General features: G+C 63.6%; 16 protein-coding genes and 1 pseudogene. 15 read left to right on the forward strand and 2 right to left on the reverse strand.

Going from position 1 to position 17,097, the window contains the following annotated elements:
• Positions 1-63: 63 nt before the first annotated feature.
• The gene (locus P1P91_RS02585; RefSeq protein WP_311884319.1) at positions 64-729 is read left to right on the forward strand and encodes a glutathione S-transferase; all 666 of its coding nucleotides are present in this window, start codon (positions 64-66) and stop codon (positions 727-729) included.
• A gap of 42 nt (positions 730-771) precedes the next feature.
• Here P1P91_RS02585 and P1P91_RS02590 read toward each other — a convergent pair.
• Positions 772-957, reverse strand: a pseudogene (locus tag P1P91_RS02590) (sodium:proton antiporter NhaD); the annotation flags it as partial.
• Between the two features lie 13 nt (positions 958-970).
• Entirely contained in the window at positions 971-2,443 is a 1,473-nt protein-coding gene (gene nhaD / locus P1P91_RS02595) for a sodium:proton antiporter NhaD (protein WP_311884320.1), read from the reverse strand.
• Between the two features lie 456 nt (positions 2,444-2,899).
• On the opposite strand from nhaD, the gene rpsT reads away from it, so the two are divergent.
• The 14 genes from rpsT to P1P91_RS02665 all read left to right on the forward strand — a co-directional run bounded on the left by rpsT (position 2,900) and on the right by P1P91_RS02665 (position 16,890).
• Positions 2,900-3,166 carry a 30S ribosomal protein S20 gene (gene rpsT, locus P1P91_RS02600; protein ID WP_311884321.1) on the forward strand — a complete coding sequence of 89 codons (267 nt, stop codon included), beginning with the start codon at positions 2,900-2,902 and terminating at the stop codon, positions 3,164-3,166.
• Between the two features lie 103 nt (positions 3,167-3,269).
• Positions 3,270-4,850, forward strand: coding sequence for a murein biosynthesis integral membrane protein MurJ (murJ, locus tag P1P91_RS02605; RefSeq protein WP_311884322.1), 1,581 nt, complete (start codon positions 3,270-3,272; stop codon positions 4,848-4,850).
• Between the two features lie 92 nt (positions 4,851-4,942).
• Positions 4,943-5,995 carry a bifunctional riboflavin kinase/FAD synthetase gene (ribF, locus tag P1P91_RS02610; RefSeq protein ID WP_311884323.1) on the forward strand — a complete coding sequence of 351 codons (1,053 nt, stop codon included), beginning with the start codon at positions 4,943-4,945 and terminating at the stop codon, positions 5,993-5,995.
• Positions 5,996-6,002: 7 nt separating this feature from the next.
• Complete coding sequence (gene ileS / locus P1P91_RS02615) at positions 6,003-8,834, forward strand: isoleucine--tRNA ligase (protein WP_311884324.1); 2,832 nt, start codon at positions 6,003-6,005, stop codon at positions 8,832-8,834.
• Entirely contained in the window at positions 8,827-9,372 is a 546-nt protein-coding gene (gene lspA / locus P1P91_RS02620) for a signal peptidase II (RefSeq protein WP_376717185.1), read from the forward strand. Before ileS ends, lspA begins: the two co-directional genes overlap by 8 nt.
• A complete protein-coding gene (fkpB, locus tag P1P91_RS02625) occupies positions 9,373-9,858 on the forward strand; it encodes an FKBP-type peptidyl-prolyl cis-trans isomerase (RefSeq protein WP_311884325.1) in 486 nt (161 codons plus the stop codon).
• Positions 9,859-9,962: 104 nt separating this feature from the next.
• Complete coding sequence (gene ispH, locus P1P91_RS02630) at positions 9,963-10,976, forward strand: 4-hydroxy-3-methylbut-2-enyl diphosphate reductase (protein ID WP_311884326.1); 1,014 nt, start codon at positions 9,963-9,965, stop codon at positions 10,974-10,976.
• 74 nt (positions 10,977-11,050) lie between these two features.
• Positions 11,051-11,485, forward strand: a complete 435-nt coding sequence (locus P1P91_RS02635) for a type IV pilin protein (protein ID WP_311884328.1) — start codon at positions 11,051-11,053, stop codon at positions 11,483-11,485.
• A complete protein-coding gene (locus tag P1P91_RS02640) occupies positions 11,485-11,952 on the forward strand; it encodes a GspH/FimT family pseudopilin (RefSeq protein WP_311884330.1) in 468 nt (155 codons plus the stop codon). Before P1P91_RS02635 ends, P1P91_RS02640 begins: the two co-directional genes overlap by 1 nt.
• Complete coding sequence (locus P1P91_RS02645) at positions 11,945-12,355, forward strand: prepilin-type N-terminal cleavage/methylation domain-containing protein (protein WP_311884332.1); 411 nt, start codon at positions 11,945-11,947, stop codon at positions 12,353-12,355. Before P1P91_RS02640 ends, P1P91_RS02645 begins: the two co-directional genes overlap by 8 nt.
• 8 nt (positions 12,356-12,363) lie before the next feature.
• Positions 12,364-12,888 (forward strand): PilW family protein, encoded by a 525-nt coding sequence (locus P1P91_RS02650; protein WP_311884334.1) that lies wholly within the window; start codon positions 12,364-12,366, stop codon positions 12,886-12,888.
• 46 nt (positions 12,889-12,934) lie between these two features.
• Entirely contained in the window at positions 12,935-14,470 is a 1,536-nt protein-coding gene (locus P1P91_RS02655; RefSeq protein WP_311884336.1) for a DUF7305 domain-containing protein, read from the forward strand.
• A gap of 97 nt (positions 14,471-14,567) precedes the next feature.
• Positions 14,568-15,590 carry a tryptophan--tRNA ligase gene (locus P1P91_RS02660; protein ID WP_311884338.1) on the forward strand — a complete coding sequence of 341 codons (1,023 nt, stop codon included), beginning with the start codon at positions 14,568-14,570 and terminating at the stop codon, positions 15,588-15,590.
• 76 nt (positions 15,591-15,666) lie between these two features.
• Positions 15,667-16,890: a YeeE/YedE family protein gene (locus tag P1P91_RS02665; RefSeq protein WP_311884340.1), complete on the forward strand. Its 1,224-nt coding sequence runs from the start codon at positions 15,667-15,669 to the stop codon at positions 16,888-16,890.
• The last annotated feature ends 207 nt before the right edge of the window (positions 16,891-17,097 follow it).

Consider the following 17,097-nt stretch of genomic DNA (forward strand, 5'->3'; position numbering starts at 1 on the left):
CCCTGCGGGCGACGCGCTATCCCTTCCGGCACTGAAAGTACCGGGTATCCCGCGCAAAATCTGATGATTCGCCTTCACCATCTGGAAAAGTCCCGCTCTCACCGCATCCTCTGGCTGCTGGAAGCCCTTGAGCTCGACTACGAACTGGTGGAATATCCGCGTAGCGCCGACGGGCTGGCGCCGGAGTCGCTCAGGCGCGTGCATCCGCTGGGCGCCTCGCCGGTGATCACCGACGGCGAGCAGACCCTGGCCGAATCCGGCGCGATCATCGAGTCTCTGCTGGCGCGCTACGGTGAGGGCCGCTGCCAGCCCGCGGCGGACGACGCCGCCGGCTGGGTGAACTACCGCTACTGGCTGCACTACGCCGAGGGGTCGCTGATGCCGCTTCTGGTCATGCGGCTGGTTTTCGGCCAGCTGCCCGCGCAGTCGCCGTGGCCGGTTCGCCCCGTGGCCAAAGGCATCGACAAGGCCGTCAACCAGCGTTTTCTGGGACCCCGGCTCGAACGGCACCTGGCCCTGATCGAGGCGCACCTGGCCCGCCACGGCGAGTTTGCGCCGGGCTGGCCAAGCGGGGCGGATATCCAGATGAGCTTTCCGCTGCAAACGCTCGGTCTGACGCGTTCGCTGGACGGCTACCCGGCAATTACCGCCTTTCTTCAGCGAGTCGAGGAGGACGCGGCCTGGCAGCGCGTGGTCGAGCGTGCCGGGCCGGTTAGCCTGCCCGGCTGACGCCGGGCAGAGGAGGGTGGCGGGAAGCTTTCCGCCGCCGGGCTAGCCGGCGAAGCTGCCGGCGTTGATCCACAGGTGCAAGAGGATGCTGACGACATAGCCGAGGAAAATGGCCGGCATCCAGCGCAGGTGGCCCATGAAGGTGTAGGCGCCGCGCGCCTGCCCCATGACCGCCACGCCCGCCGCCGAGCCGATCGACAGAAGGCTGCCGCCGACGCCCGCGGTCATTTCCGCCGCCGGGCTAGCCGGCGAAGCTGCCGGCGTTGATCCACAGGTGCAAGAGGATGCTGACGACATAGCCGAGGAAAATGGCCGGCATCCAGCGCAGGTGGCCCATGAAGGTGTAGGCGCCGCGCGCCTGCCCCATGACCGCCACGCCCGCCGCCGAGCCGATCGACAGAAGGCTGCCGCCGACGCCCGCGGTCAGGGTGATCAGCAGCCAGTGACCCTGGGACATGTCCGGCTCCATGGTCAGCACCGCAAACATCACCGGGATGTTGTCCACCAGAGCGGAGAGCGCGCCCAGGGTGACGTTGGCCGAGGTGGCGTCCCAGCCGCCGTACAGAGCCTCGGAAAGCAGGCTCAGGTAGCCCATGAAGCCAAGCCCGCCGACGCACATCACTACGCCGTAGAAGAACAGCAGCGTATCCCATTCGCTGCGCGCCACCCGGCTGAAGATATCGAACGGCACTACGCTGCCCAGCTGGGCGAGCTTTTTCTGGTCGCCCCGGCGGCTGTAGCGTTCGCGCTTGCGCTCAAGCGAGCGCGGCAGGCTCTGGCGCAGGAAGTAGCCGAAAAACTGCAGGTAGCCAAGCCCGGTCATCATGCCCAGCACCGGCGGCAGCCCCAGCAGCATGTGGCAGGTAACGGCGGTGGCGATGGTCAGCAGGAACAGCAGCACGATGCGCCGGGCGCCGCGCTTGAGCCAGACGTCTTCCTGGATGCTCGACGGTTTGTCGCTTTTGATGAACAGGCTCATGATGATCGCGGGAATCAGGAAGTTGGCCAGCGCCGGGAAGAAGAGGGCAAAAAACGTATGGAACTCCACGATGCCCGCCTGCCACACCATCAGCGTGGTGATATCGCCGAACGGGCTGAAAGCGCCGCCGGCGTTGGCGGCCACCACCACGTTGATGCAGGCCAGGTTGATGAAGCGCTTGTCGCCTTCGGCCACCTTGGTGATGACGGCGCACATCAAAAGCGCCGTGGTCAGGTTGTCGGCTACCGGCGAGAGCACGAAGGCAAGCCCTCCGGTCAGCCAGAACAGCGAGCGATAGCTGAAGCCCTTGAGCAGCATCCACGAGCGCAGCTTGTCGAACACCCGGCGCTCTTCCATGGCGTTGATGTAGGTCATCGCCACCAGCAAAAACAGCATCAGCTCGGTAAATTCCAGCAGCGTGGTGCGAAACGCCTGCTCGGAGGCCGCGGACATGCCGTTATTGACGTACACCCAGCCGATCAGCGCCCAGATGATCCCCGCGGCCACCAGCACCGGCTTGGACTTGCGCATGTGTAACTTTTCTTCGGCGATGACCAGCATGTACGCCAGGACAAACACGGCGATGGCCAGCATGCCCACGCGGGTCTCGGTCAGGTCGAGCGCGCCGTTCATGGCGTGGCCGGGCAGGCTGACAAGAAGCAGGGGGATAGTCAGCAAAAAAAGCCAGCGGCGAAAAAATCGCGGCTGGCCGGATGCTGCGTATAGCTTGGGCATGATGACGGTTTCCTTAGGCGTGGTCGTCAAAGAGGAGGGGTGAATAAGTAAATCGGCATTTTACCAGTTCGCGGAGGGGCGCTATATAGAACAAAAGTGAGGCAGATCAGGGAAGCGTCAATTTTCCTGCCGTGCCAGTTTTTCCCGCCGAGCCCGTTCTTCCTGCTGAGAGGGATAGAAAAGCCCAGGCCGGGCGATGGAGGCTGGCGGCAATGAAGCTGAGGTTTTGTCGCGCATGCTAGCCAGCCTATAAAGCGCGTGATAGACTGCGCCATCCTCTCAGACATGCCCGTATCGACAGGTGGCCAAGCGGCCCTGTCGACCTTTTTGGCGAACGGCGGTCTGCAAGCCTCGCAGGCCGGCCGTGTCGCGGATGTCACGTCGCTACAAAGCGGCAACTATCGCGTTAAACCGTTGTCGTTGAACGGCAACCCTATTTCTCCAAGGAGATACCCAGTGGCGAACAGCAAGCAAGCCCGCAAGCGCGCCCTTCAGGCCGAGAAGCGTCGTGCCCTGAGATCCAGCCAGCGCACCATGGTCCGCACTTACGTCAAGCGCGTGCTCAAGGCCGTTGAAACCGGCGACCACGCCAGGTCCATGGAAGAGTTCCAGAAGGCGCAGCCGATCATCGACCGCATCGCCGACAAGGATGCGCTGTCCAAGAAAAAGGCCGCGCGCCTGAAAAGCCGCTTGAACAAGCGCGTCAAGGCACTGGCGGCGTAAGCCGGCAGACGCCTGAAAAAAACCGGCTGCGGCCGGTTTTTTTATGTCTGACCCGCCGGCGGATGCGTTCGGCGGGCGGCGCAATCGGCGTGGAACAAAAGCCATGAGCACGCAAACATCGGCAGACGACAAGACTTCACCGCCGGCGCGCAAGGGGCTGATGGGCTCGGGGCTGATGGTCAGCACCATGACCATGCTCTCCCGGGTCATGGGGCTTGTGCGCGACGTGGTCATCGCCACGCTGCTGGGCGCCGGCAGCGGGGCGGATGCGTTTTTTGTCGCCTTCAAGATCCCCAACTTTCTGCGCCGGCTGTTCGCCGAAGGGGCGTTCAACCAGGCGTTTGTGCCGGTGCTGTCGGAATACTCCGCCCGGCGCGCCCGAGAGGAGGTGCGCGAGCTTTTGAACGCGACCGCCGGCAGCCTGGGGGCGGCGCTTGCGCTGCTCACCGCGGTCGCCGTCCTTGCCGCGCCCTGGCTTGCCTGGCTGTTTGCCCCGGGCTTTGGCCGCGACCCGGAAAAGCTGGCGCTGACGGTGGACATGCTGCGGCTGACGTTTCCCTATCTGCTGCTGATTTCGCTGACGGCGTTTGCCGGCAGCGTGCTCAACACCTGGGGGCGCTTTGCGGTGCCGGCGTTCACCCCGGTGCTGCTCAACCTCTCGCTGATCGGCGCGGCGCTGTTCTTGACCCCGCTGATGGAGGTGCCGGCCATGGCGCTGGCCTGGGGGGTGCTCATTGCCGGGGCCGTGCAGCTGACCTTTCAGGTGCCGTTTCTAGCGCGGCTGGGACTTTTGCCGGCCCCCTGGCCGAACTTTGCCCACGACGGCGTCAAGCGCATCCTGAAGCTGATGGCGCCGGCGCTTTTTGGCGTCTCGGTCGCCCAGATCAACCTGCTGCTGGATACGGTGCTCGCCTCCCTGTTGGCGGGGGGCAGCGTGTCCTGGCTTTATTATTCCGACCGCCTGGTGGAGCTGCCGCTGGGCGTGTTCGGCGTGGCCATCGGCACGGTGATTCTGCCGGCGCTCTCCCGCCGCCATGCCGAGCAGTCAACGGCGCATTTTTCCGCCATGCTCGACTGGGCCGTGCGCATGGTGCTGCTGCTGGGGCTGCCGGCGGCGCTGGCGCTTGCCGTGCTTGCCGAGCCCTTGTTGATTACGCTGTTCCACTATGGCGCCATGACCGAGCAGGACATTCACATGGCGGCCATGAGTCTGCGAGCCTATGCGCTGGGGCTGCCGGCGTTCATGCTGATCAAGGTGCTGGCGCCGGGTTTTTTTGCCCGGCAGGATACCAAGACGCCGGTCAAGGTGGGCATGGTCGCCATGGTGGCCAATATGGGCTTCAACCTGGCGTTGATCTGGCCGCTGGCCCACGCCGGGCTGGCGCTGGCCACGTCGCTGTCCGCGTTTCTGAACGCCGGGCTGCTGGCCTTTTTGCTGCGCCGTCAGAACGTGCTGGTGCTCCAGCCCGGCTGGGGGCGCTTTGCCGCTCAGCTGCTTGGCGGATGCGCGCTGATGGTGGCGGTGCTCGGGCTGCTGGTGCCCGGCGTGGCGGCCTGGTTTGACGCCGAGCTTGGCTGGCGAGCGGCCTGGGTGGCGCTGCTGGTGGCAGCCGGGGCCGGCGCCTACTTTGCCTGGCTGGGGCTTTTGGGGCTGCGGCCCGGGCATCTGCGCATGGGCGGCTAGCCGCGGGGCCTACAAGGCGGCGCGCGGTGCGTTATAATCTCCGATTTGGGCGCCGGAAAGCGTATTCGGCAACGATCAAGGGCTTGAGTGGTATGCGCGTCATACGAGGTTTGCACAATTTACAGGCGTCCCACCGGGGTTGCGTGGCAACCATCGGCAACTTCGACGGCGTGCACCGCGGCCATCAGGCCATTTTGCAGCAGTGCCGCGAGCACGCCGCGCGCCTGGGCGTGCCCCTGGCCGTGGTGGTGTTCGAGCCCCAGCCGCGCGAGTACTTTGCCGGAGACCAGGCGCCGCCGCGGCTGACCCGGCTGCGCGAAAAGGTGCGCCTGCTGCGCCGCCACGGCGTCGACCAGGTGCTCTGCCTGCCGTTCAACGAGGCGCTGCGCAGCCTCACCGGGCGCGAGTTCATCGACCGGGTGCTGCTCGCCGGCCTCGGCGTGCGCCACCTGGTCGTGGGCGACGACTTTCGCTTTGGCTGCGACCGCCAGGGCGACTTCGCCCTGCTGGAAACCGTGGGCCAGGCGTGCGGCTTTGGCGTCGAGCATACTCGCAGCTTCGAAATAGAGAACGAGCGCGTCTCCAGCACCCGGGTGCGCACCCTGCTTGCCAGCGGCAACTTCTGCGCCGCCGCTCGGCTGCTGGGTCGGCCCTATACCCTGGACGGGCGAATCGTGCGCGACCAGCAGCTGGGCCGCACCATCGGCGCGCCCACGGCCAATCTTCCGCTGCTGCCGCGCCCGCTTGCGCTGCGCGGCGTGTTTGCCGTGGTGGCCGAGCGGGAAAACGGCGAGCGCTACCGGGGCGTGGCCAACGTCGGCTTTCGCCCCACGGTGGGCAGCACCCGGCCGATGCTTGAAGTCCATCTGTTTGACTTCAGCGACGATCTCTACGGCCAGCGGATGACGGTTTACCCCTGTGCGCGGCTGCGCGGCGAGGTCAAGTTCAACGACTTTGCCGCGCTCAAGGAGCAGATCGCTCGGGATCAGGTGAGCGCCCGGCGCTACCTTGCCGCTGCCGCCATCGATGACGACAGCGCGCTACCCCTGGCCTCGGCCCCGCTCGGCGGCGAAGCGGCCGGCTCCCACTCTCCCCCTTTTGATTCTTCCTCGGCGGGTAGTGCCGCCGACGCTAACGACGGCTGACCGGACTATGGATTACAAGCACACGCTAAACCTGCCTGAAACCGATTTTCCCATGCGCGGCATGCTGCCCAAGCGCGAGCCGGGGCGCGTGTCGCAGTGGCAGGACCTGGGCATTTACCAGCGCCTGCGCCAGGCGCGCGCGGGCAAGCCGCTGTTCGTGCTCCACGACGGCCCTCCCTACGCCAACGGCAGCATTCATATCGGTCACGCCGTCAACAAGATCCTCAAGGACATCGTCGTCAAGTCCAAGAACCTCGCCGGCTTCGACGCCCCCTACGTGCCGGGCTGGGACTGCCACGGCCTGCCCATCGAGCACAAGGTGGAAACCACCCACGGCAAGCATCTGGAACCGGCTCACGCCCGGGAGCTGTGCCGGGAGTACGCCAGCGCCCAGATCGAGACCCAGCTGACGGACTTTGTCCGCCTGGGCGTCGTCGGCGACTGGGACAACCCCTACCGCTCCATGGACTACGCCAACGAAGCCGGCGAGATCCGCGCGCTGGGCGCCATGGTCGAGGCCGGCTACGTGTTCAAGGGGCTCAAGCCGGTGAACTGGTGCTTCGACTGCGGCTCGGCGCTGGCCGAAGCCGAGGTCGAGTACGCCGACAAGCAGTCCGACGCCATCGACGTGGCCTTTCCCGTCGAGGACGACGCCGGGCTCGCCGCCGCCTTCGGCCTGAGCGAGCTTGGCAAGCCCGCGGCCGTGGCCATCTGGACCACCACGCCCTGGACCATTCCCGCCAACCAGGCGCTCAACGTCCACCCGGACTTCACCTACGCCCTGGTGGACGTGGGCGAACGCCTGCTGATGGTCGCCGAAGAGCTGGTGGAAAGCTGCCTCGAGCGCTTTGGCCTGGAGGGCAAGGCCATCGCCACCGCCCGGGGCGCCTCGCTTGAGCGGATCCGCTTTCGCCACCCGCTCTACGCGCGGTCATCGCCTCTGTATCTTGCCGACTACGTCGAGTGCGAAGAAGGCAGCACCGGCATCGTGCACTCCTCGCCGGCCTACGGGGTGGACGACTTCAACACCTGCCGGGACTACGGCATGGACTTCGACGACATGCTCAACCCGGTGCAGGGCAACGGCGTCTACGCCGACGATCTCGAGTTTTTCGGCGGCGAGATGATCTGGAAGGCCAACCCCCACATCGTCGACAAGCTGCGCGAAAAAGGCGCGCTGCTGGCCCACATCCCCATCACCCACAGCTACATGCACTGCTGGCGGCACAAGACGCCGGTGATCTACCGCGCCACCGCCCAGTGGTTTGTGGGCATGGACCTTGCCGGCCGTGACGGCAAGACCCTGCGCGAGAGGGCGCTCGAAGGCGTCGACGCCACGCGGTTCACCCCAAGCTGGGGCCAGGCGCGGCTGCACGCCATGATCGCCAACCGCCCGGACTGGTGCATCTCCCGCCAGCGCAACTGGGGCGTGCCGCTGCCGCTGTTTTTGCACCGCCAGACCGGCGAGCTGCACCCGCGCACCGTGGCGCTCATCGAAGAGGCCGCCAAGCGAGTGGAGCAGGGCGGCATCGACGCCTGGTTCAACCTCGAGCCTGCCGAGCTTCTGGGCGTTGAAGCCGACGACTACGAGAAGGTCACCGACACTCTCGACGTCTGGTTCGACTCCGGCACCACCCACCGCCACGTGATGCGCGGCTCGCACCCCCACGGGCACGAGACCGGCCCCCGGGCGGATCTTTACCTGGAAGGCTCGGACCAGCACCGCGGCTGGTTTCACTCCTCGCTTCTGACCGGCTGCGCCATCGACGGCCAGCCGCCGTACCGCGAGCTTCTGACCCACGGCTTCACCGTGGACGCCAAGGGCCGCAAGATGTCCAAGTCCACCGGCAACGTGGTGGCCCCCCAGCAGGTCATGGACAAGCTGGGGGCGGACATTCTGCGCCTCTGGGTGGCCTCCACCGACTATTCCGGCGAAATGGCCGTGTCGGACGAAATCCTCAAGCGCACCGCCGACGTCTACCGCCGCATCCGCAACACCTCGCGCTTTCTGCTCGCCAACCTCACCGGGTTCGAGCCCGCCGCAGACGCCGTGCCCTTTGCTGACATGCTGGCGCTGGACCGCTGGGTGGTGGACCGCGCGGCGCAGCTGCAGGCGCGCATCGAGACGGCCTACGAGGAGTACCGTTTCCTCGACGTCTACCAGCAGGTGCACAACTTCTGCGCCGGCGAGCTGGGCGGTTTCTATCTCGACGTGATCAAGGATCGCCAGTACACCACCCAGGCGGACTCGCTCGCCCGGCGCAGCGCCCAGACGGCGCTTTACCGCGTGGTCGAGGCGCTGTGCCGCTGGGTCGCGCCGATCCTTTCGTTCACCGCCGAGGAAATCCATGAGCACATCCCCGGCGAGCGCGGCGACAGCGTGCTGCTGGAAGAGTACTATGCCGGCCTTTCCACGCTCGACGCCGACTCCGAGATGGGCCGGGCTTTCTGGGCCGAGCTCCTCGACGTCAAGAACGCGGTGAACAAGTGCCTGGAAGACGCGCGCAACGCCAAGATCATCAAGGGCAGCCTGGCCGCCGAGGTCACGCTCTACGTGGACGACGCGCTCCACGCCACCCTGGCTCGGCTGGGCGACGAGCTGCGCTTTGTCATGCTCACCAGCGAAGTGCATTTGCGCCCCCTGGCAAAGGCCGAGCAGGCCGAGGCCACCGACATGGACGGCCTGAAAGTCGCGGTCAGCGCCAGCCCTCACGCCAAGTGCGAGCGCTGCTGGCACCACCGCCCAGACGTGGGCAGCCACCCCGGGCACACCGACCTCTGCGGGCGCTGCATCGCCAACCTGCCCGAGGGCGAAGGTGAGATTCGCCGCTATGCCTGAGGCCCACCGCAACCACGCTCAGGCAGCGCCCATGGGCCGCGCCATGCACAGACCCCTGCGCTGGCTGTGGCTGGCGCTGGCCGTGGTGGTGCTGGACCTGGCCACCAAGTATGCCGCCAGCCACCTGCTGGGCTACGCCGAGCCGGTGAAGGTGCTGCCGTTTTTCAACCTGACGCTGGTGCACAACACCGGGGCGGCGTTCAGCTTTCTGGCAAGCCACCCGGGCTGGCAGCGCTGGCTGTTCGCCGCCATCGCCGTGGCCGCCTGTATCGGGCTCGGCGTGTGGCTTGCGCGCCTGAAGGCCGACGAGAAACGCCTGGCCTGCGCGCTTGCGCTGATCATCGGCGGGGCGCTGGGCAACCTTTTTGACCGGGTGGTGCACGGCTACGTGGTGGACTTTCTCTCCTTCCACGCCGCCGGCTGGTACTATCCGGCGTTTAACGTCGCCGATATCGCCATTACGCTGGGGGCCATCGGCCTGATCTGGGAGTCGATCCTGGGCGATCGCCGACGCCGCATCCAACAAGCGAGGCACTAAATGAGTGACGACCGTAACCGGGCGGGCCACGACCCTGCCAGCCACGCCTATACCGTTGGCGAGGGCATGGAAGTAACCCTGCACTTCACGCTCAAGCTGGAAGACGAAACCGTGGTGGATTCCACCCGGGACAAGGACCCGGCCACCTTCGAGTTCGGCGACGGCAATCTGCCGCCGGGGTTCGAGCACCCGCTCAAGGGCCTGGAAGCGGGGGCGCGCGAGCGTTTCACCATTCCTCCCGAGCACGCCTTCGGCCAGCACAACGAGCAGAACATCCAGTTTCTCAAGCGCGACGACTTCGGCGACCAGGAGCCCGAAGAGGGGCTGATGTTTTCCTTTGCCGACAAGGCGGGAACCGAGCTGCCCGGCGTGGTCAAAGAGGTAGAGGGCGACCGCGTGGAGGTCGACTTCAACCACCCGCTGGCCGGGCGCACCTTGACCTTCGAGGTGGAAGTCATCAACGTAAGGCCTGCAACGACCCATTGAGCCTCTCAAGGAGGCGCTCGGTTTGACCCCCGAAGCGGCGCTAATGCGCCGACGGCGTTATTGATACAGTTTTTTTACCGATGAGTTTTCATCAAGGCGAGACCATGCAAACTGATTCCGTGCAGAGTCATCCGGTACAGACCGGCGCGGCAGAGGCGCAGCCGGTGGCCATCAAGCTGGCCAATCCGCGCGGCTTTTGTGCCGGCGTGGATCGGGCCATCGACATCGTCAATCGGGCGCTGGACGTGTTCGGCCCGCCCATCTACGTGCGCCACGAGGTAGTGCACAACCGCTTCGTGGTGGAAACCCTGCGCGAGCGCGGCGCGGTGTTCGTCGAGGAGCTCGACGAGGTGCCCGACGACGTCATCGTCATCTTCTCCGCTCACGGCGTTTCCCGCGCCGTGCAGCAGGACGCCGAGCGCCGGGGGCTCAAGGTCTTCGACGCCACCTGCCCGCTGGTGACCAAGGTGCACATGGAAGTGCTGCGCTACGCCAAGCGCGGCCGCGAGTGCGTGCTCATCGGGCACCACGGCCACCCCGAGGTGGAAGGCACCATGGGGCGCTACGATACCTCCCACGGCGGGCAGATCTACCTGGTGGAAAACGAGGAAGACGTGGCAAGCCTCAAGGTGAAGAACCCCGAACACCTGGCGTTTGTGACCCAAACCACGCTGTCCATGGACGATACCGCCCGGGTGATCGATGCCCTGCGCGAGCGCTTCCCCGACATTCAGGGCCCGCGCAAGAACGACATCTGCTACGCCACCCAGAACCGTCAGGACGCGGTGCGCGACCTGGCCGCCGAAAGCGGCCTGGTGCTGGTGGTGGGTAGCCCCAACAGCTCCAACTCCAACCGCCTGCGCGAGCTTTCCGAGCGCATGGGCACGCCGGCCCACTTGATCGACAACGCCGCGCAGATCGACCCCGACTGGCTCGGCGGCATCGAACGGATCGGCGTGACCGCCGGCGCCAGCGCCCCGGAAGTGCTGGTCAAGGGCGTGATCGAGCGTCTGCAGGAGCTCGGCGCCAGCCTGCCCGAGGAGCTCGCCGGCCGCGAGGAGGACATCACCTTCTCCATGCCCCGGGAGCTGCGCGAAGAGGTCATTGCCAAGGGCTGAAGCCGGGCAGATGCAATGCGCCGCGGCTTGGGACATACTGACAGCGTATAAGCCGACCGCAGGGAGCCGTTATCGTGCTTTATCGCTCCGCTTTTTCCCGCGCTGGCCGTCCGGATGACGGCCAGCGCGGCTTCACTCTGATCGAAGCGCTGGTGGCGCTGGCCATCGTCGGCATTCTGGCGGCGATCGCCTATCCCTCCTATACCTCCTACATTGAGCGCAGCCAGCGTGCTGAGGCCCAAACGGTGATGATGGATATCGCTCGTCGGCTGGAGCGCTGCTATACCGACAGTTACAGCTATCAAAACTGCGACTCGGCCACAAAAAAGGCCAATGAAGCGACAAGCGCGCTATACACCAAGTTTGAAACGTCACCCACAGCCAGTGAGTACAGGATTATCGCCACAGGCGGCACCCGCGCCAAAGACGGCTGTGCAATCCTGAAGCTTGAAAGCAGCGGCAAACGTCTTCCGGATGATGATCCCGAGCGTGATACAGAGTGCTGGTAATGCGGCGAGCGCGCGGCTTTACCCTGATCGAGCTTTTGGTCGCCCTGGCCGTGGCGATACTGCTGATCACGGTGGCGGTGCCCGGCTTTACCGGCCTGCTCGCCCGCCAGCAGGTCGCGGCCGACGTAAACCAGATAGCATCGGCGTTTCAGCTCGCCCGCAGCGAGGCGATCAAGCAGCGTCGCGAAGTGCAGGTAAGCGTGGAAGTGCAGCCGAATGAGCGCGGCTGGACGATAGAGGTTCGGGAAGGCGACACGCTGGTCAGGCGCGTGACGGGGGGCGGCAAGAACGTTAGTTTTACCCCTGATGAGGTGGAGGTAACGTATGGCCCCCTGGGAATGGCGGAAGGCAAAGGCTGTCCGTGCGAGCTGGCTATTGAGCCTGTCGGTAGCGGGGCAGGAGAGCCACGCATCATCAAGATCAGCAAGGCCGGCGGGTTGACAATAGAGGACGACAAAGATGCCTAGGCAGGGTGGCTTTACATTGATCGAAGCGCTGGTGGCGCTGGCCATTCTCGCCTTCGGGCTGATGGGAGCTGCCGCCCTGCAGCTGAAGGCCCTGCACAGCGCCACCCGCAGCTACCAGCACTCGGTAGCCACCCTGGCCGCGGTGGATGCCCAGGAACGGCTGTGGGAAGGGCTCAGAAGCGCTGACGGCTGTACGGCCGACAAGCTGGGCTTCTCCGGCGTAAAAACGGATTGGAAAACGCGCTGGGAACGCGATACGCCGGCCAATCCCCTGCGCAACGCCAATTTGAATATCGCCTCAAATAGTTGCACCTACACGATTACCGTGACGCTGGACAACACCGAAGACGACGATGGCTACGGCAGCGTGACCTATACTGTGCGCCTGCCGAGCAAAACGTGAGGTGCCAGATGCCCATATCCCGCCAGGCCGGTTTTACTCTCATCGAGCTGATGGTCGCCCTGCTGATCGGCAGCCTGATCGTGCTGGGCGCGGGGGCGCTGTTCCTTATCACCCTGCAAACCTTCAACAAGGTAGATGAGCTGAGCCGCAAGCAGGAAGCGGTGATTTTTGCTGCCCATACGTTGAGTGCGAGGATACGGCAGAATAAAGAAGGTGGAGATTCGCGCTATGAGTTGAAGTGCGAGATTGGGTCGGAAGGTCAGTGCAAATGTACATTGAGCGATGAAGCCAGAAAAGGCCAGCCGCTGATCACGTTCGATCGCCCGCTGGAAAGCATCGAACCCTCGGAGGAAGACTGCGCGGTGGAGAATCCTGCCTGGTCGCAGAACGTCGTTGAAATTCCCCTACCGCTGGAAAAAAACGGTGAGTCGATCACGTTCCATGTTACCAAGCGAGAGTGGGTATTGACGGAGTATCTCTCCGGCGCTGGCGAAAATCCCGATACTTCTGACGACGACGACGACGACGATTGATCGGATGAATATGGAATAGCCAAGGTGCTATAAGGGCGGGTAGGCAATGCATAAGCAAAAAGGTGCGGCGCTGGTGGTGGTGCTGGCGCTGCTGGCCGGCGCAATGATCGTCGGTGTTTCCGGGATGCAGGGATCGTTGATCAACGAACGCCTGGCGGGTAATTATCGTGCTTCCGTCTTGGCACAGATGGCCGCAGAGTCGGGAGCAGCAAAAGCATATTTTGCCGACATGAAAAAAGCTCCACGGGTTGGGCCGTGTGAAAAATTTCGAGAAAAAGTGATTGATAAAAAAGCCCGAAGTTCTAGCGACTATTTTTCTCTTCCTAAGAAAAACAAAATATCTTTAGGTTATTATGCTTTTAATTGCGTGGATAATGAAAAAGAAAGGAAGGTTGTTGTTGGTCAGGTAAAATCCCAGAGTATGGATAAAAATAACATTAACGAATATGTGGCCTCTTTTGCTTACACGGTTAGGGTGCCGTCTGATGATAATGCCGATATTACTGTGGTAAGCGGCGAAGAGGGTGTCGAGCTGGAAGGTAGTGCGAAAGTTGTAGGTAACATAAAAACTTTGGGTGAGGTGGAGCTTGATGGTAACTCCAGCGTAGAGGGCAATGTGGAGTCTGGTGACGAAGACGGTGTCGAGCTTGAGGGTAGCTCCAGCATTAGCGGTAATGTGAAAACCCCAGGCAATGTTGAAATTAGCGGCGGTTCAAAAGTGGGTGGTGAGATTGAAGCGGGTGGCGATATTGAGGTGCCCGACCGGTGGAATGATGACGATATAAATAAAAAAGAAGGCGACGGCAATATTGACTATGATGGTTTCATTTCTTCATCTGGACTTCCCGATGTCAGAAGCCTATATAAACTGGTTGACAAGCATACAAGGAAATTAAAGAGCCCAATTTATGGGTATGATGAAATAGAGGTGGGGGATTATCCGCGCGTTGATGGCTACTTTGAAGACGAAGGGCTCAAGGTTTTTAATAAAAAAAGTAGTAAAAAAGAACTGTTAGTGGAGGGCGATAAACTAGATGTGTCTTATATTCCTTGCCTAGATGGGGAGGCCACGGTGGTGCGTATCGAAGATTTTGATCAATATAACGGGATTCTTGAGGTTAAAACCAATACCGTGCTTGTAGTCGACGATGATTTCACCTTGGGCGATGGTGGCGGAAAAAGCCTTGTGTTTTCTGGCGAGGAGGCCGCTTTAACGGTATTTGTGACCGGTGAGGTAGAGCTGCATAGCGCGTTGGATATGCGCGGCGACAGTGTCATTAATGAAAACGGTCAGCCCCGCTTGGTAATTTACGCCTTGGGTGATGAAGATGACGATGATGGCGGAGATGTTGAGATTAGCGGTAGTGCGCACGTCGTGGCTAAGATCTATGCACCACAATCTAAGATAGAAATTGAGGGTTCAAGCACTCTGACGGGGGCCATTTGGGGCAACGAAGTGGAGCTCAGTGGCTCTTCAAGCTTCACCGCAGCGGGGTCTTTGACGAGCTGCACTGGCGGCTCAGCATCAGCGGGCGGCGGTACAAGTGGTGGCGGGACAGGCGAAGGTTTTTGGTGGCATTAGACTCAGCTGATGAGTCGTAGTGCAGGCCGTGCGCTTATAGCGGCGTGGCCAACTGTGTGATAATAGCCGCCTGACCTTGCTGAAGAAGTGCGTAACCATGACCGATTCACCCAAAACCCGCGTGCTGACCGGCATTACCACCACCGGCACGCCCCATCTTGGCAACTACGTGGGCGCCATCAAGCCCGCGATTGAGGCAAGCCAGAATCCCGACGTGCAGACGTTCTACTTTCTGGCCGACTACCACGCCCTGATCAAATGCCAGGACCCCAGGCGCGTGCAGCAGTCGCGGTTGGAAATCGCCGCCACCTGGCTGGCCCTGGGGCTGGATACCGACAACGCCGTCTTTTATCGCCAGTCCGACATCCGCGAAATCCCCGAGCTCACCTGGATGCTCTCCTGCGTTTCGGCCAAGGGGCTGATGAACCGCGCCCACGCCTACAAGGCGGCGGTAGCCGAGAACCAGGAGGCCGGCAGCCAGGACGCCGACAAGGGCATCACCATGGGCCTTTTTGGCTACCCGGTGCTGATGGCGGCGGACATCCTGATGTTTAACGCCAACCGCGTGCCGGTGGGCCGCGATCAGATCCAGCACATCGAGATGGCACGGGATATCGCCGGGCGCTTCAACCACCTTTACAAGGGCGAGTATTTTGCCCTGCCCGAGGCGGCGGTGGACGAAAGCGTCGAGGTGCTGGGCGGGCTCGACGGACGCAAGATGTCCAAAAGCTATAACAACACCATTCCGCTGTTCGTCTCCGAGAAGAAGCTGCAGAAGCTGGTGCGCAAGATCAAGACCAACTCCCTCGAGCCCGGCGAACCCAAGGACCCCGCCAGCTGCACGCTGTTCCAGATCTACGCGGCCTTTGCCACGGCGGAGGAAGCCGCCGCCATGCGCAAGCGCTACGCCGAAGGCATCGGCTGGGGCGACGCCAAGAACGCGGTGTTCGAGCACCTCAACGCTCACCTGAGCGGCCCCCGGGAGCGCTATAATGCGCTGATGGAAGACCCCGGCCACATCGAGGCGGTGCTCGAGCAGGGCGCCGAGCGCGCCCGGGAAGAGGCCGCCGTGACCATGGACAGGCTGCGCCACGCCGTGGGGCTTGGCCGCTTTATCTGACGCTTGCTCGATTCATCACTGCTCAGTCAATCACTGTTCCATCCACAATGGTGCAGTCAATAACGGGACGAACGCGATGAGTGACGCTTTTGAGGGCGAAGCGCCGCCGCCGGTAGCGCGCTACCGCATTGCCGGGCTGGCAACGGCCGCGGTGATGCTGGGCAGCGTGCTGCTCGGCGCGCTGTTTGCCGCCAATATCGGTCTTTTGCTGATTGTCGGCGGGCTCTTTGGCGCGGTGCTCTACCACGCCGCCTTCGGCTTTACCTCGGCCTGGCGGGTGCTGATCACCCGGCGCCGGGGGCGCGGGCTGCGCGCACAAATGCTGATGCTGGCCGTCGCCGTGGTGCTGTTTTTCCCCGCGCTGGGGGCGGGCAGCCTGAACGGCATGGCGGTGGAGGGCTTTGTGGCCCCGCTGGGTATCTCGGTGCTGGTGGGCGCCTTTCTGTTCGGTCTGGGGATGCAGCTGGGCGGCGGCTGCGCCTCGGGCACGCTGTTCACCGCCGGCGGTGGCAACGCCCGCATGCTGATCACGTTGGTGTTTTTCATCGTCGGCTCGGTGATCGGCACCGCGCACTTTAGCTTCTGGACGGAGCTGCCGGCGCTGCCGCCGGTGTCGCTTGTCAACGTCGGCGGCGCCTACGGCGGCATGGCGATCAGCCTTTTGCTGTTCGCCGCCATTGCCGCGGTCACGGTGGTGCTCGAAAAGCGCCGCTACGGCGAGCTGGAACGCGCCGCCCCGGCGCCGCGCCGCGGGTTTGGCCGGCTGCTGGCCGGCCCCTGGCCTTTGCTCGCGGGGGCGGTAGCGCTGGCGCTGTTGAACTTTGCCACCCTCGCCCTTGCCGGGCGGCCCTGGGGCATTACCTCGGCGTTGGCGCTGTGGGGGGCCAAGGGCTTTTCGCTGCTGGGGGGCGACGTTACCCAGTGGGGCTACTGGCAGTCGCCGGGCAACGCCGCTGCCCTGGAGGCAAGCGTCTGGGGCGATATCACCACGGTGATGAACGTCGGCATCATGCTCGGCGCGCTGGCGGCGGCGAACCTTGCCGGGCGCTTTGCGCCCAACTTTCGCATTCCGCTGCGCTCGTTGGCGGCGGCGGTGATCGGCGGCCTGCTGCTGGGTTACGGCGCGCGGCTGGCCTTTGGCTGCAACATCGGCGCCTATTTCAGCGGCATTGCCTCGGGCAGCCTGCACGGCTGGCTGTGGCTGTTAGCCGCCTTTGCCGGCAATATGCTGGGGGTTAGGCTGCGCCCGCTGTTCTTCACCGGCGAGGCGGCACGGCGACCCGTGGCCAAGACGTCTTAGCCTGGCACCATAGGCTATGCCAACTGAGGATGACGCCGGTTTTTGCGTCGCCGGCGTGTTACATTGAACAAGACTGTTTTCAAAAACGTTTTCCACAATCGGTTTCACAGCCGGTATTCAAGACTGGTGGGCCGCTCCGGCCAGGGGCGTGGCAACGCGCCCTGGCCGCCACTGCCGGCCGCAACGGTTAGTCGATTCATCTGGTAG

Origin of the sequence: Halomonas piscis, assembly GCF_031886125.1 — a bacterium.
GTDB lineage: Bacteria > Pseudomonadota > Gammaproteobacteria > Pseudomonadales > Halomonadaceae > Vreelandella > Vreelandella piscis.